Source organism: Corynebacterium silvaticum, from assembly GCF_002162115.2.
GTDB lineage: Bacteria > Actinomycetota > Actinomycetes > Mycobacteriales > Mycobacteriaceae > Corynebacterium > Corynebacterium silvaticum.
In genome coordinates this window covers 2,083,250-2,106,199 of the sequence record NZ_CP021417.2, presented here as the reverse complement: position 1 = coordinate 2,106,199, position 22,950 = coordinate 2,083,250, and the positions used below count along the sequence as shown (strand labels likewise).

The window sequence follows — 22,950 nt, the reverse complement described above, 5'->3', positions numbered from 1 at the left end:
CAACCACATCTTTAAGACCCAAGAGCTCCATCAATTGGGGCTTTCCCGCAGCGCTATTGCAACGAAAATAAAACACGGCGATCTCTACCGCGTGGAGCGCGGAATTTACACCGACAAAAGACCGGAGGGAATTTTGTTGCTCAAAGCATTGCAAAAGTCTCGGCCCGGGATTGTCTTTAGCGGGCGTACAGCGATGCAGGTGCATATGTCTGCAGAGATTGAGACTCCGGTGGAAGCCGTAATTATCAAGAGCAGATCTGCCTGTTCTAATGATGTGATCCGCATCAAACAAGTGAGGTCTGCAGCGTCAGAGTTCAGGCAGGGGGTTCGCGTAGCTCCTCCGCTTGATGTTCTCAATAATGCCGAGGCCATGACTATTGCTGAACTCGTTGAGTTTATTGAGAACATATATTGGGGAAAGACCGGGGTAGCTCGATTAATCCGCGATATGTCCAAAACCCGGCTGACTAAGCATGCTCATCGAGTAATTGAGCTTGCGGCTGTAGGAGCAGAAAGTCCTGCAGAGATTCTCTTGTTCCGAAAGCTACGCTCTATGGGGTATCTTTGAACAAAACCTGCAGCTCGGCGCTTATCGGTGGGACGGGGTACACACAAAGAGCAAAGTTATCGTTGAAGTGGACGGCTACACCTACCACGGGAATCGTCATGCTTTTGTCTATGACCGGTGGAAAGGCAATGACGCCGTGCGCCGAGGCTATGCCTTGGTGCGGTATTCCGCGTGGTGTGTCTTTGAATGCCTTGACCAGACAGCAGGGCAAATAGTTGCCTTGGTGAGTGCCCGGCTGTCTGGTCGGCAAGCTCCTTTATTGGAGTTTGAGAAGACGCCAGTGTGGGATTGGCATCCGATGCTGTAGCGCGTTATTCCACTTCGGTGAACTTCCGGTCCCACGCGGAGCGGACGGGGTTGGCATCGGCGAGGAGGATGTCAAAGCGGTCGTTGGCAATCTCGATGATCTCAGAGAAGGCTACGCGGTGTTCCTGTTCGTCGGAATTTGCTAGGCGTCGTATAGCTGCGTCCACGATGCTTCGGATGCTGTCGTTGGTGCCCAGGCAGTAGACGAATGGCATGTTGAAGCGCTCGCGGTAGGCGGCGCTGACCTCGAGGAGCTGCGCGGTTTCTACGTCGTCGAGGTCGTCAAAGCCAAGGGAGCCGCGCTCGGCGCTGATGCTGGGAGCCTCGGCGTCGGTGGCTAATAATATGGCAGAGGTATCTGGGTAGTCGTGGATCAAAGCTTCTCGACGCTCCCCAGAAGCCGTGAGAACCCCAACCTGGATGGCTGCTCGTAGCTCGCTGACATCGGCGAATGGCCGTGATTCCCATGCTTCCTCTAGCGGCCAGGTCTCCTGGTTGAATAGCGGGCACAATGCGGCGACAAAATCTTCGCGGGTCATAGCGTTGATCTCCTCCAAAGACACACCCTCACCGCTGGCGTCACGGGCTACGTCAGAACCGGTTTGCTTACCTACGTGGAAGAACAGGATGTTGAGGAGGATCGCAGCAATAGCTCCGATGGACATGCCGGAAGAGACGAAAATGCGGGCCCATTCAGGGAAAGCCTCGGCAACCGAAGGTTTGAACGTGACCAGCATGGCGAGGCCCAGCGCAGTGGTGACGATAGCTGCATTGCGGTTATCCGTGAGGTCGGTTTTAGCGATGGTCTGCAGGCCGACCCATGCCACGTTGGCAAAGAGCGCCAGAGACGCTGCTCCCAATACTGGCGAGGGGATAGAAGCCACGATTGCTCCGGCCTTAGGAAGCAGCCCCAGAAGGATCATGAATCCCGCAGCGGAAGCCGCGACCCAGCGTGACTTCACTCCGGTGATGCGGACGAGTCCTACGTTTTGCGCGAAGCAAGTATACGGGAAAGAGTTCATGACACCACCGAGGAAAGTGGAAAGACCGTCTGCGCGGAGGGCCCGCTGGATGTCATCACGTCGGATACGCTTTTTCACGATCTCTCCGGTGGCAAACACGTCGCCGGTGGTCTCGACCATGGTGATGATCATGACGATAATTATGGAGAAGCAGGCACTAGCGCTAGCGTTGAAAACGGGTGTTCCAAAGTAGAACGGCGTTGTGATCCCCACGATCGCAGCATGAGAGACCTCCGAGAGGTCCGCATGAGCGCTACGAGAGTGCCGCTGACCAGGCCTATGAGCACAGCGAGGGTGCCCAAGAAACCCCCAAGAAACCACGGAAAAATCGTTGCGCCAAGATGATGACCACGAGAGTGACAAAGGCGTACCACAGGTCGCGACTTAACGGAGTGTCCTCGGCGTAGTTGATGAAGTCATTTGCGGAGACTGCGAGGAGGGATGTGCCCATCACCAACAAAACGGAGCCGGTGACTACCGGCGGAAAGAACTTGAGAAAACGTGCGAAGATTGGTGTGGCAAAAAACGTAAAAAGTCCGGCTACGATAACCGCGCCGTACACGGTGGGGAAAGACTCCACGCCGCCTTGTCCGTCAGAGACGCTAAGGCCAATCGCGATAATGGGAGCCACCGCAGTTGTGGTGACTCCCTGAACGATAGGCAGACGTACGCCTATGTATTTTCCTACGCCGACTGATTGGATCAGTGTGGCTAAACCACAGGTGAGTAGGTCGGCGTTGATGAGATGAACGGTGGTTGCTGCGTCGAGGTTGAGGGAACCTGCGATGAGCAGCGGCACAATCACCGCGCCAGCATAAAACGCTAAAACATGCTGGATGCCTAGCGCGACGAGTTTAGGAGACGAGGGAAGTGCGTCCACGGGGTGGGTCGCTGAGGTCACGAGCAGAGCTCCTTGAGATAGGTCGGTTCTAGACCCCGTTTACCTTAGCAACTCACCGTGACCCCAAGGTTTGTTAGTAAAGAACACCCTTGATGGCATCCCACGCGGGACGCAGTTGGCGGTTAAAGAGCGGCCAGTCGTGGACTCCACCCTTGATCAGATCGACTACGTGGTGGTTCATTCCGCGGGAACGCATCGCGGAGTCGAGGGCCTTGGTGCAATGCAGGGTTCCCTGCTCCAAGGCCACGGCTGCTGGCAACTCGTAGAAGGGGCGGTTGTGCGCACGCTCTAGGTCTGCCGGAAGAACTCCACCGTCGGCGCTAGAAAGATAAACCGCCATGTTGCGCAGGCCCTCAGGATTGGAGGGGACGTCGTGACGCTTCCATAGCTCAGAACCGTCTGGGCCCCACATATTGTGGACGTTGCCGCCGCGGGACTCCACAACGAGCTTAGTGGTGATTCGGCCCACGGGCTCTTGCGTGGAATAGCATCCCGAGATACCGAATACTCCCTTGAAGAGATCGGGGTTCTGGTTAGCAATGTGGACAGCGCCGATAGCCCCCATGGACAGGCCGCCGATGGCGCGCTTGCCGTTGAAGTTGAGTTTTTGTGCTGGATCCTCGACGAGTTTTGTCAGTTCCTTTGTAATAAAGGTTTCCCACTTGAGGTGTCCTAGGGCGGGATCATCCGTGAGCCAGTCCGAATAGAGGGAGGCTAGCGCCTGGGTAGGCATAACCACAGGCACGTTCTGGTCGCCGAGGGCTGGGTGTAGTCCGCCTTCGCGGACCCAGCCGGGATTACGCATTCCACCGATGCCGTCAAGGAGATAGAGCGCGGGGGAAGGCACCGAGGTGTCCTTGGGTACGCGGACAACAACCTCTACGTTGCGCTGCATCGCTGGGGAAGCCACAACCCAGCGCTCCAGGTTCGGAATCGTCGTTTCCGCTGTACGGCTAAGGACCTCCGCCTTGGTGATGTGCGGGTTGGTAGGCAACGGATACTCCGAGTCGGAGCTGCCCACGCCTGAAGGAAGCCGCCATGCCGGGAAACCAATCGACTGGGCCAAGTGCGCGGCATTATCGATGGTGGCATCGCTGGAGCTGGGGGAGTTGGCGAGTGCGGCAGTAAGCGATGCGACGATGGAGCTCGCCGAGCTGGAAACAGGCGCGGAAGAAGTAGATGCGTGCGCAGGGCTATGCGTTACGACGAGCGCAGTACACACTGCGGCAACGCCGAGAGAACGGGACAATTTCATGTCGATTGAGGCTTTCTAAATGGTTTTCTACGGAATCCACGGCGGCGAACCACCAAACATGAGAGTTATCTTAAAGTAATTTAGGTTAATCGTGAAGTTGAGAGTAAAGATAGGCTATTCAGTCACTTCATTAGATAGTTTACCCAGCAACGATTGCGCTGCATCTACTGCGGCGTGTCGCTGTTGGGGGGTGAGTGGGCGGGCATTGATGTGGTCGTATACCCACAGGCCATCAGCGATAAGTTGCACGATAGTTGCATGAGGATTGTGGGGATCGGTCCAAGGCGTTAAGGCTTTGTCCCATATGGCACGGATCTCCTCGTTGAGGTTGGCGTCGATGCTTAATAAAAGATCCGCGCGAGTAGCGCTTTGCGATTCCACCTCCAGCAGGGCGCGCATTCTCTGTCTGAGGGAAACCTCGGAGGCAGGTCCCCCCCGCTGCTGCCTCTAGCTCCTGCGTCCATGTTCGGGCTGCGGACGCATTCAGCTCTATAAGGAGCTGGTGGCGAGTGGGGAAGTGATAGATCAATCCAGACTTGGATATGCCGCTGGCTGCGGAGAGGGAATCGTATGTGAGGGCCGCAAGGCCGTCTGGCTCCACGATGCTGAGTGCGGTGGCCAGCAGCGAGTCTTTTTATTCGTGCGCAAATTGAGTCTCCTTGGGGTTGTTTCGCAACAGATAAGCGGTGATGACGCATGCGATGCATGCAGTTATGGCAATAATGACGAGCACGGATACATACGAGGTGTCTATGGCGGCGCGGGCGGCGTCGGCAAGCGTGGGGTGCGAGAGGCCCTGCTCAAAATTTTGGGCGATGGCTTCGGGTGCGGAACGTGCGTAGAAGAAGGAGAACAAAGAGCCCACCACCGCCACCGAGAGCAGCGTGCCAAACTCGTAGGAGACTTCCTCCATAGCGGACGCCATGCCGGAGCGGCGCGCCGGGGCCGAGCCGATGATCGCGGTCGTGGATACGGACATGGTCAATCCTGCGCCGAAGCCTACGAGGAGCAGACCAACAACAAAGAGTGGGAAGGCGTCGGCACGCGTGCCTCCGACTGCGATCGACGTTCCAATAGCCATGGAGAGAAAGCCGCCAGAAATGAGCGGGAGAAAGCCGATGAGGTGCAGCAACGCTCCGCCCAAGATTGAACTAGGAAACGCTGCCAAAGCTACGGTGCCTGTGAGTAGGCCGGCTTGCAAGGGGGTAAAACCCTCGGCTAGCTGGAAGCGCTGTGTGGTCATGAGCTCTGCGCCGGAGAGGATGAACATCGCTAGCGCTGCGGCCAGGGTTCGCGCCGTGAAAACTCGGTTTTTGAATACGTCGAAGGTGAGGAGCGGCTCGGGGAGTGTGCGCTGGCGTTGGCTGAAAAGCAGCGCGCCGATGATGATGGCGGCCAGTGCTCCGATGAGTACTGCTATTTCTATATGGGCGTGCGTAAGTTCCTTGATCAGTAGCACAAGGCCCATCATGGTCACCATCGCCCAGAGAGAAGAGAGAAAATCCCAGCGGCGGGAAGAATCGGCCATATTGGGCGGCGCGATTAATAACGTTCCTAGGAATGCGACGATTGTTACTGGGATGTTGATCAGGAATACGGATCCCCAGTAATAATGCTCGATAAGGAAACCCCCGATGACTGGGCCGAGCGCTGCTCCTAGCGTGGCGACGGAACCCCAGATGCCGATTGCGATGTTGCGTTCACGGACATTGGGGAAAGTGATGCGGAGCAGGGCGAGCGTGGCGGGCATCATCGTGGTGGCGCCCACGCCCAGGACGGCGCGTGCAGCGATGAGTGCCAGCGGATTGTGGGCGAAAGATGCGGCCAGGGACGCCAGTCCGAAGATCGTAATTCCGATCTCAAACATTCGTCGGTGCCCAATCTTGTCTCCAAGGGTGCCTGTTCCTAGGAGAAGGCCGGCAAGGACCAGCGAGTAGGCGTTGATAATCCAGAGGCCTTCAAGCTCGGTGGTGTGCAATTCGCTTCTTAGTACCGGTAGGGCGGTGTAGAGGATGGAATTGTCTGCGCCGATCATGAAGAGTCCTAGCGAGATAACACCTAAAAAGACTCAGCGTTGTCGAGATTCCATAACTCAAAACTGTACCGAACGGTCATTACAGTTTCAATTTTCGGTGCGGGTGCGCTAATCCATTCACAGGTAGTTACCAGCTACGCTTCAGAAGAAAAGCAGAGCCGTGTTGTTGACTTAAAGGAACTAACCGTGAGGTCGTGTCCTCACCAGGAGATCAGGACAGGTAAAAATGGAAGGCGTGAACGAAAAAACTAAGCGAATACTGGTCGTCGACGACGAGCCGAACATCGTTGAGCTTTTGAACGTCAGCTTAAAATTCCAAGGATTTGATGTTGCCGTAGCTAATTCCGGCGTAGAAGCGCTGGAAATAGCCAAGGATTTTAAGCCCGATGCATTCATTCTTGACGTCATGATGCCGGGCATGGACGGCTATGAGCTCCTGCCCAAACTTCGGGCGGAAGGCCTCGACGGTCCCGTTTTGTACCTGACGGCAAAAGACGCCGTGGAGCACCGGATTCATGGGTTGACCATCGGGGCTGATGATTACGTGACCAAGCCTTTCTCCTTGGAGGAAGTGATTACTCGGTTGCGCGTGATTTTGCGCCGAGGCAGCACCGTGGAGATGGTCGAAGACGATTCCACCTTGGTGTATGCCGACCTGACGCTTAACGACGACACCCATGAGGTGACAAAAGCCGGAAAGGTCGTCGATCTCTCGCCCACCGAGTTCAATCTGCTGCGCTGCCTGATACTTAACGCTGAGGTTGTGATGTCTAAGGCAAAGATTTTGGATCACGTGTGGCATTACGATTTCGGTGGCGACGGAAATGTTGTCGAGTCCTATATTTCTTATTTGCGTCGCAAAGTAGACACCCATGATCCGCAACTGATCCAAACAGTGCGAGGCGTGGGATACGTGCTGCGTAAGCCGCGAAATGCGTAATAGCCGCAGTGCGGCGAAAACCCAAAGAAGAAAGTAGTAGATGAGCACCCAGAACCCATATTCCACCGCGGTGGTTCGCGGGAGCCCTGTCCACAGCGGGAAACAACGCTGGGGGTATTGGGGTGCCAGAAAAACGGGTAAAAGCTTGGTCGCGCGAGTCCGAGATATGCACGTGTTATCTGGGATGCCATTACGCTTTGGGCTGTTAGTAATCGTGGTCGCGGTCTCCGCGGTGGGGTTGATCGGCAGCGCCGTTGCCGTTAACCGAACGATGCGGGAGCTCACCTATTCGCGCATTGACAAGGAACTAGAACTGGGCCTCAATGGGTGGGCCAAGCAAGATTCGCTTTTTAAAACTAACCCCGGGGCTACCAGCGCGCGGCCGCCGACAGAATTTTATGTGGTCAAGATCTACCAGGACGGAACCACAAACGTATACAACGAGGACGTTTCTGAACCTGATCTGAGCCAAGTTTATGCTGGCCAAGGCCCTCACACTGTGGAATCTAGCCCGAAGAGCCATAAAGAAGGCATGTGGCGAGTAACCGCTGAGACACGTAATGGCGTGACCATGGTCGTGGCCAAGGACATTACCCAAGAAGCCAACATGTTGCGCAGGCTTGCCGTGGGGCAGGTCATCATTGAAGTCGCCGTGCTTCTTCTCATGGCGCTCATTGCGTTTTTCCTGATCCGTAGAGCATTGCGGCCTTTGCGCGAAGTCGAATGCACCGCCAAAGCAATCGCGCAGGGCGACTTAGACCGACGAGTGCCGGAAGTCTCGGAAAACACTGAGGTTGGGGCGTTATCGCGCTCATTGAACTCGATGATCTCTAGGCTGCAGTCCCTCATCGTGGAGCTGCAGGATAAAGAAGCCCAGATGCGCAGATTCGTCGGGGATGCCTCCCATGAGCTGCGGACACCGCTGACGTCGGTTCGCGGCTACTCGGAGCTGTACCGTTCTGGAGCCACAAAAGATGCGGATCTGGTGATCGACAAAATCGAGGGAGAAGCCTCTCGCATGAGTCTCTTAGTAGAAGATCTCCTCGCGCTTACTCGCGCCGAAGGTGCTCGTCATGAGACAGCCCAGGTTGATCTTTTGGAGGTTTCTCTGTCGGTGGCGTCCTCCCTGCAGGCCGCCTACCCTAACCGCAGCATCGACGTGCGGTCTGAGTGCGCCGGTGTGCCCATCACCTTGGGCGACGCGGCCCGGCTGCACCAAGTGCTCACCAACCTCACCACCAACGCTTTGAAACATGGCGGCGAGGACGCAAAGGTGCAGATTAAGCTTTACGACGATCCCACCAGCAACAATATCGCCATCGACATCATCGACGATGGCATAGGTATGTCGGAAAAGGATGCCGAGCATATTTTCGAGCGCTTCTACCGAGCCGACACGTCACGCGCCCGCTCCACCGGCGGCAGCGGCCTGGGGCTGGCCATCGTGAAGTCGCTGGTATCTGCCCACAGCGGAAGCATCAGCGTGATCAGCACTCTTGGCCAAGGAACCACCTTCCATCTAGTGCTTCCCCGGCTAGAAGATCGCTAAGCCCCCAACGCGTCTACGATGATGTCGGCCTGGCGCGGCAAGTCCTCATGGCGAACTCCATGAATCTCTACGAGTTCGCCTAGCTTGCTCGACTGAGCCGGCACCACAAGGTCCGCGGTAGAAAACACTGAAATCAATTCCACGTTCTCTGGAAGTTCAGCCGGGATTTTTTGCGTAAGCTGCAAAAGCGCTTGTCCGCCAATCCATTTGACCACAGGCTTAAAACGTAAATTCTTGGGAACCCCATGGAACGCTGCCCCTAGCCCCACCAGTTTCCTCACAAAACCCGGGCGGGCATGAGCGATCCGCAGCGCGAGAAGTCCCCCGGCGGAATGCCCCACAACATCAACGTGATGTATCCCCTGGCTAGCGAGCCCATCGACGTACCTCAGTAGTTCTTGTAGCGAGGAATCAAGATCGGCTGTCCCATGGTTGCCATAGGCCGGCGCGAAAAATGGGCGCCCTTGCTCTACAAGCCGCTGGGCGGGCCTCTCAAAGTTACCCGGTGACCCTAAAGTTCCGTGTAAAAACAGCGCGGGGATATGGGAGTCTTTGGTGATACGGGGAGAAACCGGCAGTCGGCCGCGTGTGGGCACCCACCTCAACAACGCCATGGGGCTACTTCACTAGCCCGTTCTCATCAGTTCCCAGTGCCTGCCGTAGCTTTTCTGCTGCAGCATCCATCTGAGCTGGGTCGGTCGCGTCCATGGACATCGCTTGAGAGAAAACGTAATCGGACATCTTTGCGGCTGGGAAAACATGAATATGAGTATGGGGAACATCAAAACCAGCGATCACGTAGCCCGCGCGAGGTGTAGCAAACACGTCGGTGATTGCCTTGCCCACTCGCTGCGCTAGCTCATTGAGCTTTGCCCACGTGCTGGGATCCAGGTCGGTCCACTTATCTACTTCTGCCACTGGCACCACCAATACGTGTCCGTAGGCCAACGGCTCGATGGTCAGGAAGGCCACCACGTCTTCGTCGCGATAGACAAAACGACCTGGCAAATCACCTGCAATAATTTTTGTAAATACGCTGCTCATGTTTTCGAGGATAGTCGGCTTATACGCAGTCTCGCCGGTATGATTCGGATCATGCACATTCTTGTTATCGGTTCGGGCGCCCGTGAGCACGCCCTTGCACTCGGCTTGTCCAAGGACCCTGCGGTTACAGAAATCCACGTGGCACCAGGAAACGTTGGCATGGAGTCGATTGCTACCGTTCACCCGGAAGCAACGCAGGTGGATAATCCAGATGAGATGCTAAAGGTCGCGCAGGAGGTACATGCGGATCTTGTGGTCATAGGACCTGAAATTCCTCTGGTCGCGGGGGTAGCCGATACCTTGCGTGCACATGGGTTTGCAGTCTTTGGTCCCAATAAGAATGCTGCACGGATTGAAGGCTCAAAGGCCTTTGCCAAGGACGTTATGGCCAAAGCGGGTGTGAAGACAGCTCGCGCGGAACAGATCGTGCCGGGTGCCTCGGATGCCGAGCGGGAAGCTGCCCTGGATAATTTTGGTCCGCATTACGTGGTCAAAGATGACGGCCTTGCTGGTGGCAAAGGCGTTGTGGTGACTAAGGATCGCGCGCAGGCGCGTGCTCATGTGGATGCTGTTTTGTCTGCCGGAAATCCGGTGCTCTTGGAGAGCTTCCTCGATAGCCCTGAGGTTTCACTCTTTTGCTTGGTGGACGGGGAAACGGTTGTGCCGTTGCTTCCGGCGCAGGATCATAAGCGCGCGTTTGATAATGATGAGGGCCCGAATACCGGCGGCATGGGAGCTTATACGCCGTTGCCGTGGCTACCAGAAGACGGGGTTCAGCGAATCGTGGACGAGGTCTGTGTGCCCGTGGCGCGTGAGATGGTCGCTCGTGGTTGTTCATATTCCGGGTTGCTGTACGCCGGCATAGCGTGGGGCGAAGAAGGCCCCGCAGTGGTGGAGTTCAACTGCCGTTTTGGCGACCCAGAAACACAGGCGGTGTTGGCTCTGCTTACATCGCCTCTGGCGGAGGTTCTGAAGGCTGTGGCCACTGAAAAACTGGTTGAGTTGCCGCCGCTGGAGTGGGAAGATGGATATGCCTTGACGGTGGTTTTGGCTGCTGAAGGCTACCCGGAGGATCCCCGCAAGGGCGGCGAGATCACTGGCGCGGACGATGCCGCAGTGCTACACGCTGGCACGGCGCGCGACGCAGACGGAAAACTTGTTGCCGCTGGAGGACGCGTTCTGAACGTGATCGGCACCGGGGACTCGCTTATCGACGCCCGTCGTAACGCTTACAACGTCTTGGACAAGATCACGCTGCCTGGTTCCCACTACCGCTCTGACATCGCGTTGCCCGCGGTGGAAGGAAAGATCACGATTTAACTGAGCGGGCGCTGAGTTCTTGCTCTGCGAGCCGTGGCAGGAGTAACGTTTCGCCTCATGCGTAAGACCCCTGCTCGGCTTGTAGCCGGTAGTTTTGCAACGCTCGTTATCATCGGAACGCTTGTCCTTCTTCTCCCCATATCCCGAGAAGGACAAGCGCAAGCGGACGTCATCACGGCTTTGTTTACCGCAACCTCGGCCGTGTGTTTGACCGGCCTGACCGTTGTGGATACCGCCACGTATTGGTCGCATTTTGGCCAATTAGTGATTCTTCTTTTGATCCAGCTCGGCGGCTTGGGCATCATGACCTTGACGTCTTTTGCCGCGTGGGTGCTGGTGGGGCGGATCGGAGTGCGAGACAGGCTCAACGCAGCCGCGGAGGGGCGCGGTAGAGAATTAGGCGAGGTCAAAGGCCTGCTCGTAGCCACCTTTGCGTTCACCGTGGTGGTGGAGTCTGCCGTAGCGCTGGTCTTGACCCTGCGCTTTAAGGGGCTGGGTTTTTCTTGGGGCGCGAGTCTATGGGAAGGCGTCTTCCACTCGGTGTCGGCCTTTAACAACGCCGGCTTTGGTCTGCGGTCAGACAACCTCGTGCCCTACGTGGGGGATTTTGGGATTATTCTCCCGATTTCCGGCGCCATCATCCTCGGTGGACTAGGGTTTACCCTTCTTTTGGAACTGCATCGTCGGCACGAGCATAGAGCGGCGGGTATCGCTGAGCGGCGATTTTCTTTGACTGCGGTGTTCACGATCGTCGGAACGCTCGCGTTGCTCATCACGGGAACTGTGGGCATTGCTGCATTTGAGTGGCGCGGAGTTCTGTCTGGATTTAGCGTGCCGACGAAACTCCTCGCCTCCTTTTTTCAGTCAGTAACTAGCAGGACCGCAGGATTTAACTCGATCAACATAGGTGAGATGCACCCCTCCAGCCTGTTGCTCACTGATTTCCTCATGTTTATTGGTGGCGGTTCTGGTGGCACGGCTGGTGGCATCAAGATCACGACGGTGGCAGTTCTCCTCACCGTCATGGTGGCGGAGATCCGCGGAGATGACAACATCTTGATCCGAGGTCGCCGAATCCCCACCCGCACCGTGCGCCAGGCGTTGGCGGTCACCATGCTGGCCACGCTGTTGGTGTCTGTCTCCCTGATGACCATGCTATTGGTGGCCCCGGAATTTGAGTTTTTGGATATTTCCTTTGAAGTAGTCAGCGCTTTTGCCACGGTAGGCTTGAGCACGGGTATTACGCCGGATCTGCCTAGCGTTGGCAAGCTGCTTCTGGTTCTTTTGATGTATGCAGGCCGTGTTGGGCCGGTGTCGCTTGTGGCTGCTCTTGCAGCTCGCAGCAATAAGCGTTTGTACTCCTATCCAGTAGAAAGGCCGATCATTGGCTAAGTTCCGTTCCCGCTCTAAAGCACCCGTGGTGATTCTTGGCTTAGGTCGATTCGGCATGGCTCTGGGCGAAGAGCTGGTGCACTCTGGCATTGAGGTTTTAGGAGTTGATTCTTCTGAATCCGTGGTCAACGCAGCCGCTAAAGTTCTCACCTATGCCGCCATGGCGGATACGACCAACGAGGAAGCTCTCCGCCAGCTCTCTGTGGATGAGGCTTCCCGCGTGGTGATCGGAATCGGCTCGGACATGGGGGCATCATTGCTCACCGCCTCTACCGTGATTGATCTGGACGTGCCGAGTATCTGGGCGAAGGCTCTGAATAACTCCCACGCTAAGATCCTGCGTCAAATCGGGGTGCATCACATCATTCGCCCGGAGCAGGATACTGGTCGACGAGTGGCACATTTGATGAATGGCCGGGTGCAGGAATACGCGGAATTCGACCGAGATTACGCCATCGTGAAAGTTGCGCCGCCTGTCTCAATTCTGGGTAAGCGGGTACACGAGGTTGATCGGGTACAGATCATTGCCGTTCGTCCGAGCAACGGTATGTTTAGGCCCGCGAAACCCGAGATGATTCTGCAAGCAGGGGATTTGGTTTTGGCGGCTGGTCACCCAGACGAGTTAGAGCAGTTTGGGATGACTGACTAGGGGGGACAAGCGGTGCTTCGCATGCGATAATGAGTGACGTGGCAGACAAGAAGAAGATCACCAACGTCCTTTCCAACCGATACGCTTCCGCCGAGCTCACTGAGCTGTGGAGCCCCGAGGCCAAAATCCTGCTAGAGCGCCAGCTCTGGATCGCTGTGATGAAGGCTCAAAAAGCATTGGGGGTTGAGATTCCTTCGGAGGCTATTGCTGCCTATGAGCGGATCATCGACCAGATTGATCTCGCGAGCATTGCTGATCGCGAGAAGATCACCCGCCATGACGTTAAAGCCCGGATTGAGGAGTTCAATGCCCTCGCTGGGTTTGAGCATATTCACAAGGGCATGACCTCGCGTGACCTCACTGAAAACGTAGAACAGCTGCAGATCTACCGTTCTTTGGAATTGATCCGCAACAAGTCTGTGGCAGTGGTGGCACGGGTGGCACACCATGCCGCTCAATACCAATCACTGGTTATGGCTGGGCGTTCTCATAACGTGGCTGCTCAGGCCACTACATTGGGCAAGCGTTTCGCTTCTGCCGCCGAGGAAATCCTGGTGGCCATCGACCGCGTTGAGGAGCTCCTTGATCGCTATCCTCTCAGAGGAATCAAGGGCCCGATGGGCACGGCGCAGGACATGCTTGACCTGATGGGTGGGGACCAGAAGAAGCTGGCGTCCTTGGAAACGCAGGTGGCTGATCACCTTGGCATTTCACGGGTCTTTGATTCCGTGGGGCAGGTGTACCCGAGGTCCCTCGACTTTGACGCTGTATCGGCTCTGGTTCAGTTGGGGGCAGGCCCATCAAGCTTGGCAACCACCATCCGCCTCATGGCAGGCAACGAGACGGTGACTGAGGGCTTCAAGGAGGGACAAGTCGGTTCTTCCGCTATGCCTCACAAGATGAATGCTCGCTCATGCGAGCGGGTCGGTGGACTCCAGGTGATCCTGCGTGGATACCTCACGATGGTCGCCGATCTTGCGGGCCAGCAGTGGAATGAAGGCGACGTCTTCTGCTCTGTGATCCGCCGTGTGGCTCTGCCAGATGCGTTTTTTGCTCTCGACGGAATGTACGAGACCTTCCTGACTGTCCTCGACGAGTTCGGGGCATTTCCGGCAATGATTGATCGGGAACTTGAGCGTTACCTCCCATTCCTTGCCACCACCCGTATTTTGATGGCGGCGGTTCGCGCAGGCGTGGGCCGTGAGACTGCCCATGAGGTGATCAAGGAAAACGCCGTTGCAGTGGCACTGAACATGCGAGAAAACGGTGGCGGGCAAGACCTGATTCAGCGCCTCGCAGCAGACGAGCGCCTGCCGATGACTCAGGAGCAGCTGGACGAGGCCCTTGCGGATCATCATGCCTTTATCGGTGCCGCAGAATCGCAGGTTTCCCGGGTTCTCAACCGGGTGGAGGACCTCACCAACCGCTATCCGAGCGCCGCGGCCTATACTCCTGGCGAGATTCTTTAGCGTTTAAATTTAGCGTTGAAAAGTGCTACTCCACTGAAGTAGCCGGTTGTAGCTTTGGTCACTGTAGTGTGTGATCGTCACGACCCTGGTTTTAGGATCAGGGTGGTGAACAGTGGAAACGGGCGCGTTTGGGATATGTTTGGCCGCTTGCGCATAACGTTAACCCTACAAAAGCAGATAAGATATGACTTGCATGAGACGTGAGGGCTAGACTGCTACGTTATGCGTCCTGAACTCTCCCAGTACACTCATGTGTCCGCGGGCAAAGTGCGTGAGATCTATGAGATCGACGACGAACGCCTGCTCATGGTGGTCTCTGACCGCATCTCCGCATACGATCACATCCTGGATCCGGAGATCCCCGACAAAGGCCGAGTGCTCACTGCGATGAGCATGTACTTCTTTGATCACATCAATTTTCCCAATCACCTTGCCGGACCCATCGATGATCCTGCGATTCCAGAAGAAGTTTTGGGACGTGCGCTGGTGTGCAAGAAACTGAAGATGCTGCCTTTTGAATGCGTGGCACGTGGTTACCTCACCGGCTCTGGCCTCAAGGAATACCAGCAGGCCGGCAAGGTATGCGGTATCGAGCTGCCAGAAGGCCTGGTAGAGGCATCTAAATTGCCCGAACCGATCTTTACGCCTGCAACCAAAGCTGACTTTGGCGATCATGATGAGAACGTGTCCTTTGACGCGGTCGTCGACAAGCTAGGCGAGGCGCGCGCTAACGAGCTACGCGCAGTGACTCTGAAGATCTACTCCGAGGCAGCAGCCATCGCGGAGTCCCGCGGCATTATTCTTGCGGACACAAAGTTTGAGTTCGGACTCGATGCGGACGGCACTTTAGTGCTTGCCGACGAAGCCCTCACCCCAGATTCCTCCCGCTATTGGCCTGCCGACGGCTACGAGGAGGGCAAGGCGCAGCCGAGCTTTGATAAGCAGTACGTGCGCAACTGGCTCACCGGCCCCAAGTCGGGGTGGTCCACGGATTCGCTTACTCCGCCGCCCTCTCTTCCTGGGTCCGTCGTGGAAGCGACGCGGGAACGCTATGTGGAGGCATTCGAACGCATTACTGGAAAAAAGTTCAGTGATTGGATCGGAACCTGTGTGTAAAAACTAAAAGAAGCGCTGTACCTGATACCGGTACAGCGCTTTTTGATTTTCTTAATTAGGTGAGCTTGTTGATCTTCTCTACAACGCTGACGATCTTGCTGGTAAAGCTGACCATCTCCGAAAGTAGGTTGAGACCTTTGATAGACGAGAGTTGGCTAAATACGTCTACGGCATTGCTCATTATGGTACCTTTCATTTTTCTCACTAAGACCGGATTTACACTAGCCGAACTCTGTAAAAAATCAAGAGAAAAAGGCAACACGTGGCGGGGTTCACTGAAGTAAAAAGACGCAGCACTAAGGTGATAAATCCATATTTTTTGCATATGTCTTGGTGGGGGGACGTAGGGGCGGATGTCAAGAGCTCGAAAAGCTTAAAAAATAGGCTTGGTAGTGGTTTCCACTACGATTTAGAGCATGTCTGAAGCAACGCGAATTCAAGCGCCGATAGCCCCGATTCATCCGCACACCAGAACGGTGCATGACACCACGTTTGTCGATGAATACGAATGGCTACGGGATAAAGAGCCTCCAGAGACCATTGCGTATCTGGAGGCGGAGAATGCCTTCACGGAGCAAGAGACCGCAGGGTTGTCTCAGTTGCGGGACAATATTTATCAAGAGATAAAGTCGCGAGTAAAAGAGACCGATATGTCGGTTCCGCAGCGCTCCGGCGATTTTTGGTATTACGGGCGCTCGGAAGAGGGGAAAAGCTACGGTTACTCCTGCCGCATCCCCGTCGTTGAGGGGCAGGACGCATGGGTACCACCTGTGATTCCAGAAGGGGAGCCGGTTGCTCAGGAACAGGTCATTCTCGATTTGAATGAGCTGGCGGAGGGGCACGAGTTTTTCTCCCTGGGAGCCTCCACGATCACCACGTCGGGCCGCTACTTGGCCTACTCCGTGGATACCGCCGGCGATGAGCGTTTTACCCTGCGGATTAAAGACCTGGAGACAGGGGAACTGCTAGACGACGTCCTGGAGGATCTTTTCTACGGCGCAACATGGGCCGGAGAAGACTACCTGTTCTATCAGCGAGTCGACGACGCATGGCGTCCGGACTCCGTGTGGCGACACAAGATCGGCACGGATTCGAGCGAAGACGTTCGCGTGTTCCATGAGGCAGACGAGCATTTTAACACCGGTATTGGTGCGACGCGTTCAGAAAAATACCTGATGATTGCATCCGCATCGAAGATAACTTCTGAGGTGTGGGTCCTTGACATGGATAATCCAGAGGGCGAATTCCGCTGCATTATCCCCCGGAAGTCGGGCGTGGAATACGACGTGGACCACGGCGTTGTTGCTGGCGAAGACGTGTGGATAGTTACTCACAACGCTACGGGGCCGAATTTTGAAATAGGGTGGGCACCCGCGACGGAGCCCCTTGCCTTGTCCGATCTGACAACGCTGATGCCGCACCACGATGATGTCCGGATTGAAGGCGTAGACACCTACCGCGATCAGATCGTGGTGGGATACCGCGCCGGGGCCATTGGTCGTGCCGCAATAATGCAGCTCACTGACCAAGGCTTCGGGACCTTTGAAGAGCTTCAGTTTGATGAGGACCTCTACACCGTGGGCGTTGCCGGAAACCCCGAGTGGGATGCGCCCGTGCTGCGCGTTTGCTATACCTCGTTTACCACTCCCAGCCAGGTGTTCGACTATACGGTTGCGGATGGTTCCAAGCGCCTGCTCAAGCAACAAGAGGTCGTTGGCGGCTACAACCGTGAGGACTACGTAGCAACCAGGCTGTGGGCCACGGCAGCAGATGGGGTGCAGATCCCGGTGTCGCTCGTGCACCGCGCTGATCTCGACATGACCACTGCAAACCCAACGCTGCTCTACGGCTACGGTTCCTACGAGGTATCTATGGATCCCGAATTTTCCATTGCGCGGCTCTCCCTTATGGATCGCGGGATGATTTTTGCCGTTGCACACGTCCGCGGTGGCGGCGAGATGGGCCGGGGTTGGTATGACAACGGCAAGATGCTGTGCAAAAAGAATACGTTTACGGACTTCATCGCCGTAGCGGATTTCCTTATCGCTCAGGGCGTGACCACGCCAGAGCAGATGGTGGCCGAGGGCGGCTCCGCCGGTGGCATGCTGATGGGAGCAATTGCCAACCTCGCAGGCGACCGATTCAAGGCAATTGAGGCTGTGGTTCCGTTCGTGGATCCGCTGACCTCCATGCTGATGCCAGAGCTGCCGCTGACTGTCACGGAGTGGGATGAGTGGGGCGATCCGCTGCACGATAAGGAGGTATATGACTATATGGCGTCGTATGCCCCTTATGAGAATGTGGAGGCCAAAGACTATCCCAATATCCTGGCTTTGACCTCGATTAATGACACCCGGGTGCTGTACGTAGAGCCTGCCAAGTGGATTGCTAGGCTGCGTGCTACCGCCAAGAGCGGCGACTTTTTGCTCAAGACCGAGATGGCAGCGGGCCATGGCGGAGTGTCCGGTCGGTATGAAAAGTGGAAGCAGACGGCGTTTGAATATGCATGGATCATTAACCAGGCGACGGGAGTGCTTCAATGACACAGTTCTTTGATATTCCGGTGACGCTTAACGACGCCACCGAGACAACCATGAATGACTGGGCAGGACACTGCCTGCTTATTGTGAATACCGCGTCCAAATGCGGTCTGACTCCGCAGTACGAGGCTCTGGAAGAGTTGTATCGCGACTATGCTCAACGAGGCTTCTTTGTGATTGCGATGCCGTGCAACCAGTTTGCTGAGGAAGAACCCGGATCCAATAAACAGATCGCGGAGTTCTGCAAGCGGGAAATACGATGTGACCTTCCCGATTCTTGCAAAGGCAGACGTGAACGGTGAGAACGCTCATCCGCTGTACCGATTCTTAAAGGGAGACGGCCCGGATATTGAGTGGAACTTTGAAAAGTTTGTGGTCTCTCCAGAAGGAAAGGTTGTGGGTCGGTTCACCCCGAATATGGACCCCGATGATCTCAAGATTATCGAATGCCTAGAGGAACACGTGGTGCTTTAGCGCCCAACAGCCTGCATTTCCATAGACAAAACATCCTCTGGGTACCGTTTTGCGGTCCAATGTCTATGGAAATGCAGGCTGTGGTGACAAAAAGAACCGGCCACCGTGTGCGCGGTGGCCGGTATCCCTCAACCTCAAAAGGAAAGATGCCTCAGAAAGTTAAACCGAAATGGATTCGGCTGTGGGACCAGTCGGTCTGTCTTTGCCTAATGCCTGCTCTGAGTCGCGCCCCTCAACGCTTCCCAGGAGGTGGGATAATCCCTATGCATCGAGCTACCTATGACTCTTAGAATGTGGTGCGTTAGCTAGTCCCTCAACAAGTAACGCTATCCCTTGAGTCTCTGGTCCTCGGGTTCGCCGCTCATCGTGCTACATGTTCGCTACCATGTGCCGCTGTGTTGAGCTGCTACCCGAGAGTTAGCTGCCATGCTCTCTCCTTTCGCCGGTGACTGTTTGGGTCTCCCAACAGCTTGTGTGCTGTTGATGCAATGAAGTCTCGCATGGATTAAGTAGAGGCGCAATAGGACAAAAACATCTATAATCATGCCGCTGAACTGCATAAATTCCTTTAGCTGAAAAAATTCTGTGAGCGCTGGGAAATTTCTGGAAACGGTGCCTGACCTGCTTGTTTTTGCTTGGTATGTTGTTGTGTGAATATCGCGGGGGTGGATTGTTGGAGTTTGCTGACAAACTGTTCCATGTTTCCTACTGTGGTCGTAACCTGCTATTTTGCGATGTATCTGAGTTGGGATGTGGGGATGGGGTCGGTGGGGGTGGTTGACAGGTCATAAGCATGTGTTCTCCTGGGTAGAGGTGAGGGGTGCCTGGAGGCTGGCAGGTAGTACCAGTTCCCTGTCTAAAGCGGTGTTGGTGCTAAAAATCCTGTCTTAACCTGCGGGGATAACCTGATCTTTTCTGGATATAACCAGTGGTTTTTAGTGGGTTTGTGGCTAGTTTTTTTGTGATGATGTCTAGGTAAGCTGGGGCCATTGATTCCCTTCTCTTGGGAATCGGTTTGCATACCAACCTCTGAATAAGGGAGCTGAAGTCAACGTGGCCCGTGTAGTTGTAAACGTGATGCCAAAGGCAGAGATTCTGGACCCGCAAGGCCAGGCCGTCGTTCGTGCGCTGGGGCGTATCGGGGTTACGGGTGTTGCTGATGTCCGGCAGGGTAAGCGCTTTGAAATCGAGGTCGATGATTCGGTGTCCCGCGAGGACCTGGAAAAAGTGGCGGAGACCTTGTTGGCTAACACGGTTATTGAAGACTTTGACGTGATCTTTGAGGACGCCTAGATGACTGCGAAAATTGGCGTAATTACGTTCCCTGGAACTCTTGACGACGTCGACGCTGCGCGTGCTGCTCGCATCGCAGGCGCGGAGGTAGTGAGCTTGTGGCATGCCGACGCAGACCTGCGTGGCGTGGACGCTGTGGTTGTTCCCGGCGGTTTTTCGTATGGCGACTACCTGCGCACTGGCGCAATCTCAGCATTGGCGCCGGTGATGCGTTCTGTCGTAGAGGCGGCCGGCAAGGGCATGCCAGTATTGGGAATTTGCAATGGATTTCAGATTCTCACTGAGGCCAAGCTTCTCCCTGGCGCGTTGACGCGTAATCAGGGCCTGCATTTCCACTGCGTGGACACCCATTTGGTAGTGGAAAACAACCACACCGCGTGGACCACTACCCTAGAAGCAGGACAGAAAATCTTGGTCCCTGCCAAGCATGGTGAGGGGCGCTTCCAGGCTTCTCAAGAGACCGTGGACATGCTTGAGGGGGAGGGGCGCGTGGTGTTCCGCTACACGGATAACTTCAACGGCTCGGTTAACGGGATTGCTGGCATTACCAATGAGACGGGCCGCGTGGTGGGGCTGATGCCGCACCCAGAGCATGCCGTCGAAAAGCTAACGGGCCCGTCCGTGGACGGCTTGCAGCTGTTCCTTTCCGCAATTGGCACGATCGCAGCGTAGAAGAGGCAACTTTCATGACTGAACGCACAACTTTTAATGACACGGTCGAGGCTGCAACTGCTGAGCCACACCTCGACCAACCGTATGCGAGCCTGGGACTTAAGGACGACGAATACGCTCGGATCAAGGAGATCCTGGGTCGTCGACCCACCGACGCTGAGCTGGCCATGTACTCCGTCATGTGGTCGGAGCACTGTTCCTATAAGTCCTCTAAAGTGCACTTGCGTTATTTCGGGGAAACCACCACGCCTGAGATGGGGGAGAAGATCCTCGCGGGTATCGGTGAGAACGCGGGTGTTGTGGATATCGGAGACGGCAACGCTGTTACCTTCCGGGTGGAGTCGCACAACCACCCGTCTTATGTTGAGCCGCATCAGGGCGCTGCAACCGGCGTCGGCGGCATCGTCCGCGACATTATGGCCATGGGCGCTAGGCCTATCGCAGTGATGGATCAGCTGCGCTTTGGCCCTGCTGATGCCCCGGATACCGCCCGGGTGCTGCCTGGCGTGGTTGACGGAATTTCCCACTACGGAAACTGCCTGGGACTTCCCAATATCGGCGGTGAGACGGTCTTTGACGAGTCCTATTCCGGAAATCCTTTGGTCAATGCGCTATGCGTGGGCACGTTGAAGGTGGAGGACCTCAAGTTGGCATTCGCGTCGGGCCTGGGCAACAAGGTGATGCTGTTTGGTTCTCGTACCGGCCTTGACGGCATTGGCGGAGTATCTGTACTGGCATCTGACACCTTTGTGGAAGGCGCGGAGCGCAAGCTTCCAGCCGTGCAGGTCGGTGATCCCTTTGCGGAGAAAGTACTCATCGAGTGCTGTCTTGATCTGTATAAAGCAGGCGTGGTTGTGGGAATCCAGGATCTCGGCGGTGCTGGTCTTGCCTGTGCGACTTCGGAGCTTGCTGCGTCTGGCGACGGCGGCATGGAAGTCAACCTGGATGCCGTTCCATTGCGTGCGGAGAACATGACCGCGGCGGAGATTTTGTCTTCGGAGTCGCAGGAGCGCATGTGCGCGGTGGTGCGCCCTGAGGATGTCGAGCGTTTCCAAGAGATCTGTGCTCATTGGGATGTTACCTGCGCCGAGATCGGTGAGGTGACGGACGGAAAGCACCTGATTATTCGGCACCGTGGGGAACTCGTGGTGGATGCTCCGGCGCACACCATTGCTAACGAGGGGCCGGTATACGATCGCCCGCTGGCGCGCCCGGAGTGGCAGAATAGCCTGCAAGAATTCGCTGGTGTGAATAAGCCCACGGATGCTGCGGAGATTAAACAGGCTCTCTTTGACATGGTCGCTTCCCCTGCGTTGTGCTCTCGTGCGTTTATCACGGAGCAGTACGACCGCTATGTGCGCGGAAATACGGTTCAGGCCAAGAATGCGGATGCGGGCGTTTTGCGTATCGACGAAACCACCAACCGCGGGGTCGCTGTCTCCGCGGATGCGTCGGGTCGCTACACCAAGCTGGATCCCAACACCGGTGCGCGCCTTGCTCTGGCTGAGGCGTATCGCAACGTGGCGGTTACGGGTGCTCGTCCGGTTGCTGTGACCAACTGTCTGAACTTCGGTTCTCCAGAGGACCCCGGGGTGATGTGGCAGTCCAAGGAGGCCGTGCATGGCCTGGCGGATGGTTCCAAGGAGCTTGGCATCCCGGTTTCTGGCGGAAACATCTCTTTCTACAACCAAACCGGCGATGAGGCGATTTTGCCTACTCCTGTGGTCGGCGTTTTGGGAGTGATTGACGATGTACATCAGGCCATCGGCGCGAAACTGGGAACCGTTGAGGGGACAGAGGAGGTTTATCTCCTAGGCGAGACCTTTGATGAGTTCGGTGGTTCCATCTGGCAGCAGGTCTCCGGCGCAGGGCTCTCCGGTATGCCTCCGCGCGTGGATCTGGCTAATGAGGAAAAGCTCGTGCGATTCTTTGCGGAGCCAGGAATCGTGACTGCGGCTCATGACATCTCAGAGGGTGGGCTTGCCCAGACTCTGGTGGAGCTAGCAGTGCAGGCGGACAAGGGCATGGACATTGACGTCACCGAGGTGGCTACTGATGTGTTTACGGCTCTGTTCTCCGAGTCTGCGTCCCGCGTGGTCGTGGCCACACAGGCGGGAGACGCCGTGGAAGCTCGTGCTCGGGAATTGGGAATCCCGGTTCTCAAGGTAGGTGTCACTCGCGATGACCTCATGCTGAGCGTGAAGGGCGCTAACGCTGAGTTTTCCGCTGGGGTGGAAGAGCTCCGTGCAGCATGGGAAAACACTCTTCCGGAGTTGTTTGGACATGCTGTGGGAGCGAACTCCGTAGTGGAATAAAATACAGCTAACAAGTGAGTTCTTCCGGTGGTTACGCCGGGGACCCACTTTTGTTGTATCCAAGGTCTTGGCAACGCACCCGCGGGAAGG

The 22,950-nt window shown here is 56.1% G+C and carries 17 protein-coding genes and 4 pseudogenes; 13 read left to right on the top strand and 8 right to left on the bottom strand.

Annotation, left to right across the window (positions count from 1 at the left end):
- The first annotated feature begins 7 nt into the window (after positions 1 to 7).
- Positions 8 to 875: pseudogene (locus CBE74_RS24670) on the top strand (DUF559 domain-containing protein).
- A gap of 4 nt (positions 876 to 879) precedes the next feature.
- Here CBE74_RS24670 and CBE74_RS22360 read toward each other — a convergent pair.
- The 4 genes and pseudogenes from CBE74_RS22360 to CBE74_RS22340 form a co-directional block, all read right to left on the bottom strand.
- Positions 880 to 2,797 (bottom strand): annotated as a pseudogene (locus CBE74_RS22360) (solute carrier family 23 protein).
- Positions 2,798 to 2,870: 73 nt separating this feature from the next.
- Entirely contained in the window at positions 2,871 to 4,052 is a 1,182-nt protein-coding gene (locus tag CBE74_RS22355; protein WP_087454500.1) for an alpha/beta hydrolase, read from the bottom strand.
- Positions 4,053 to 4,166: 114 nt separating this feature from the next.
- A pseudogene (locus tag CBE74_RS24665) lies at positions 4,167 to 4,677 on the bottom strand (TetR/AcrR family transcriptional regulator).
- A gap of 9 nt (positions 4,678 to 4,686) precedes the next feature.
- Positions 4,687 to 6,105 (bottom strand): MFS transporter, encoded by a 1,419-nt coding sequence (locus CBE74_RS22340; protein ID WP_259484498.1) that lies wholly within the window; start codon positions 6,103 to 6,105, stop codon positions 4,687 to 4,689.
- 208 nt (positions 6,106 to 6,313) lie between these two features.
- Between CBE74_RS22340 and CBE74_RS22335 the strand changes: the two genes are divergently transcribed.
- Both CBE74_RS22335 and CBE74_RS22330 read left to right on the top strand, forming a co-directional pair.
- A complete protein-coding gene (locus CBE74_RS22335; RefSeq protein ID WP_087454498.1) occupies positions 6,314 to 7,027 on the top strand; it encodes a response regulator transcription factor in 714 nt (237 codons plus the stop codon).
- Between the two features lie 40 nt (positions 7,028 to 7,067).
- A complete protein-coding gene (locus tag CBE74_RS22330) occupies positions 7,068 to 8,576 on the top strand; it encodes a sensor histidine kinase (protein ID WP_087454497.1) in 1,509 nt (502 codons plus the stop codon).
- On the opposite strand, the gene CBE74_RS22325 is transcribed toward CBE74_RS22330, so the two are convergent.
- Both CBE74_RS22325 and CBE74_RS22320 read right to left on the bottom strand, forming a co-directional pair.
- Positions 8,573 to 9,190 carry an esterase/lipase family protein gene (locus tag CBE74_RS22325; protein ID WP_087454496.1) on the bottom strand — a complete coding sequence of 206 codons (618 nt, stop codon included), beginning with the start codon at positions 9,188 to 9,190 and terminating at the stop codon, positions 8,573 to 8,575. The two genes, CBE74_RS22330 and CBE74_RS22325, sit on opposite strands and share 4 nt — an antisense overlap.
- 4 nt (positions 9,191 to 9,194) lie before the next feature.
- Positions 9,195 to 9,620 carry an HIT family protein gene (locus CBE74_RS22320; RefSeq protein WP_087454934.1) on the bottom strand — a complete coding sequence of 142 codons (426 nt, stop codon included), beginning with the start codon at positions 9,618 to 9,620 and terminating at the stop codon, positions 9,195 to 9,197.
- 51 nt (positions 9,621 to 9,671) lie between these two features.
- Between CBE74_RS22320 and purD the strand changes: the two genes are divergently transcribed.
- The 5 genes from purD (at position 9,672) to CBE74_RS22295 (ending at position 15,566) form a co-directional block, all read left to right on the top strand.
- Positions 9,672 to 10,940: a phosphoribosylamine--glycine ligase gene (gene purD / locus CBE74_RS22315; protein ID WP_087454495.1), complete on the top strand. Its 1,269-nt coding sequence runs from the start codon at positions 9,672 to 9,674 to the stop codon at positions 10,938 to 10,940.
- Positions 10,941 to 10,997: 57 nt separating this feature from the next.
- Positions 10,998 to 12,332 (top strand): TrkH family potassium uptake protein, encoded by a 1,335-nt coding sequence (locus CBE74_RS22310; protein ID WP_087454494.1) that lies wholly within the window; start codon positions 10,998 to 11,000, stop codon positions 12,330 to 12,332.
- The gene (locus tag CBE74_RS22305) at positions 12,325 to 12,981 is read left to right on the top strand and encodes a potassium channel family protein (RefSeq protein ID WP_087454493.1); all 657 of its coding nucleotides are present in this window, start codon (positions 12,325 to 12,327) and stop codon (positions 12,979 to 12,981) included. The genes CBE74_RS22310 and CBE74_RS22305 overlap by 8 nt, the downstream gene beginning before the upstream one ends.
- A 29-nt stretch (positions 12,982 to 13,010) precedes the next feature.
- On the top strand, positions 13,011 to 14,450 hold the full coding sequence (gene purB, locus CBE74_RS22300; protein WP_166741062.1) for an adenylosuccinate lyase: 1,440 nt from the start codon (positions 13,011 to 13,013) through the stop codon (positions 14,448 to 14,450).
- 222 nt (positions 14,451 to 14,672) lie between these two features.
- Entirely contained in the window at positions 14,673 to 15,566 is an 894-nt protein-coding gene (locus CBE74_RS22295) for a phosphoribosylaminoimidazolesuccinocarboxamide synthase (RefSeq protein WP_087454492.1), read from the top strand.
- A 55-nt stretch (positions 15,567 to 15,621) separates the two neighbouring features.
- Here the strand turns inward: CBE74_RS22295 and CBE74_RS22290 are convergent, their stop codons facing one another.
- On the bottom strand, positions 15,622 to 15,747 hold the full coding sequence (locus CBE74_RS22290) for a hypothetical protein (protein ID WP_259484258.1): 126 nt from the start codon (positions 15,745 to 15,747) through the stop codon (positions 15,622 to 15,624).
- Between the two features lie 235 nt (positions 15,748 to 15,982).
- On the opposite strand from CBE74_RS22290, the gene CBE74_RS22285 reads away from it, so the two are divergent.
- The gene (locus CBE74_RS22285; protein ID WP_087454491.1) at positions 15,983 to 18,109 is read left to right on the top strand and encodes a S9 family peptidase; all 2,127 of its coding nucleotides are present in this window, start codon (positions 15,983 to 15,985) and stop codon (positions 18,107 to 18,109) included.
- Positions 18,106 to 18,580 (top strand): annotated as a pseudogene (locus CBE74_RS22280) (glutathione peroxidase). The gene CBE74_RS22285 and the pseudogene CBE74_RS22280 overlap by 4 nt, the downstream one beginning before the upstream one ends.
- 568 nt (positions 18,581 to 19,148) lie before the next feature.
- Here CBE74_RS22280 and CBE74_RS22275 read toward each other — a convergent pair.
- Positions 19,149 to 19,280, bottom strand: coding sequence for a hypothetical protein (locus CBE74_RS22275; RefSeq protein WP_259493867.1), 132 nt, complete (start codon positions 19,278 to 19,280; stop codon positions 19,149 to 19,151).
- Between the two features lie 353 nt (positions 19,281 to 19,633).
- On the opposite strand from CBE74_RS22275, the gene purS reads away from it, so the two are divergent.
- The 3 genes from purS to purL are packed head-to-tail and all read left to right on the top strand — an operon-like array spanning position 19,634 to position 22,860.
- Entirely contained in the window at positions 19,634 to 19,873 is a 240-nt protein-coding gene (gene purS, locus CBE74_RS22270; protein ID WP_087454490.1) for a phosphoribosylformylglycinamidine synthase subunit PurS, read from the top strand.
- Entirely contained in the window at positions 19,874 to 20,545 is a 672-nt protein-coding gene (gene purQ / locus CBE74_RS22265; protein ID WP_013912248.1) for a phosphoribosylformylglycinamidine synthase subunit PurQ, read from the top strand.
- Between the two features lie 14 nt (positions 20,546 to 20,559).
- Positions 20,560 to 22,860: a phosphoribosylformylglycinamidine synthase subunit PurL gene (purL, locus tag CBE74_RS22260; RefSeq protein ID WP_087454489.1), complete on the top strand. Its 2,301-nt coding sequence runs from the start codon at positions 20,560 to 20,562 to the stop codon at positions 22,858 to 22,860.
- The last annotated feature ends 90 nt before the right edge of the window (positions 22,861 to 22,950 follow it).

Coding starts and splice junctions, on each gene's coding strand:
- CBE74_RS22285 (WP_087454491.1), top strand. CDS start 15,983: ATGTCTGAAGCAACGCGAATTCAAGCGCCGATAGCCCCGATTCATCCG.
- CBE74_RS22325 (WP_087454496.1), bottom strand. CDS start 9,190: ATGGCGTTGTTGAGGTGGGTGCCCACACGCGGCCGACTGCCGGTTTCT.
- CBE74_RS22290 (WP_259484258.1), bottom strand. CDS start 15,747: ATGAGCAATGCCGTAGACGTATTTAGCCAACTCTCGTCTATCAAAGGT.
- purD (WP_087454495.1), top strand. CDS start 9,672: ATGCACATTCTTGTTATCGGTTCGGGCGCCCGTGAGCACGCCCTTGCA.
- purB (WP_166741062.1), top strand. CDS start 13,011: ATGAGTGACGTGGCAGACAAGAAGAAGATCACCAACGTCCTTTCCAAC.
- CBE74_RS22275 (WP_259493867.1), bottom strand. CDS start 19,280: ATGGAACAGTTTGTCAGCAAACTCCAACAATCCACCCCCGCGATATTC.
- purQ (WP_013912248.1), top strand. CDS start 19,874: ATGACTGCGAAAATTGGCGTAATTACGTTCCCTGGAACTCTTGACGAC.
- CBE74_RS22310 (WP_087454494.1), top strand. CDS start 10,998: ATGCGTAAGACCCCTGCTCGGCTTGTAGCCGGTAGTTTTGCAACGCTC.
- CBE74_RS22295 (WP_087454492.1), top strand. CDS start 14,673: ATGCGTCCTGAACTCTCCCAGTACACTCATGTGTCCGCGGGCAAAGTG.
- CBE74_RS22330 (WP_087454497.1), top strand. CDS start 7,068: ATGAGCACCCAGAACCCATATTCCACCGCGGTGGTTCGCGGGAGCCCT.
- CBE74_RS22320 (WP_087454934.1), bottom strand. CDS start 9,620: ATGAGCAGCGTATTTACAAAAATTATTGCAGGTGATTTGCCAGGTCGT.
- purL (WP_087454489.1), top strand. CDS start 20,560: ATGACTGAACGCACAACTTTTAATGACACGGTCGAGGCTGCAACTGCT.
- CBE74_RS22335 (WP_087454498.1), top strand. CDS start 6,314: ATGGAAGGCGTGAACGAAAAAACTAAGCGAATACTGGTCGTCGACGAC.
- CBE74_RS22355 (WP_087454500.1), bottom strand. CDS start 4,052: ATGAAATTGTCCCGTTCTCTCGGCGTTGCCGCAGTGTGTACTGCGCTC.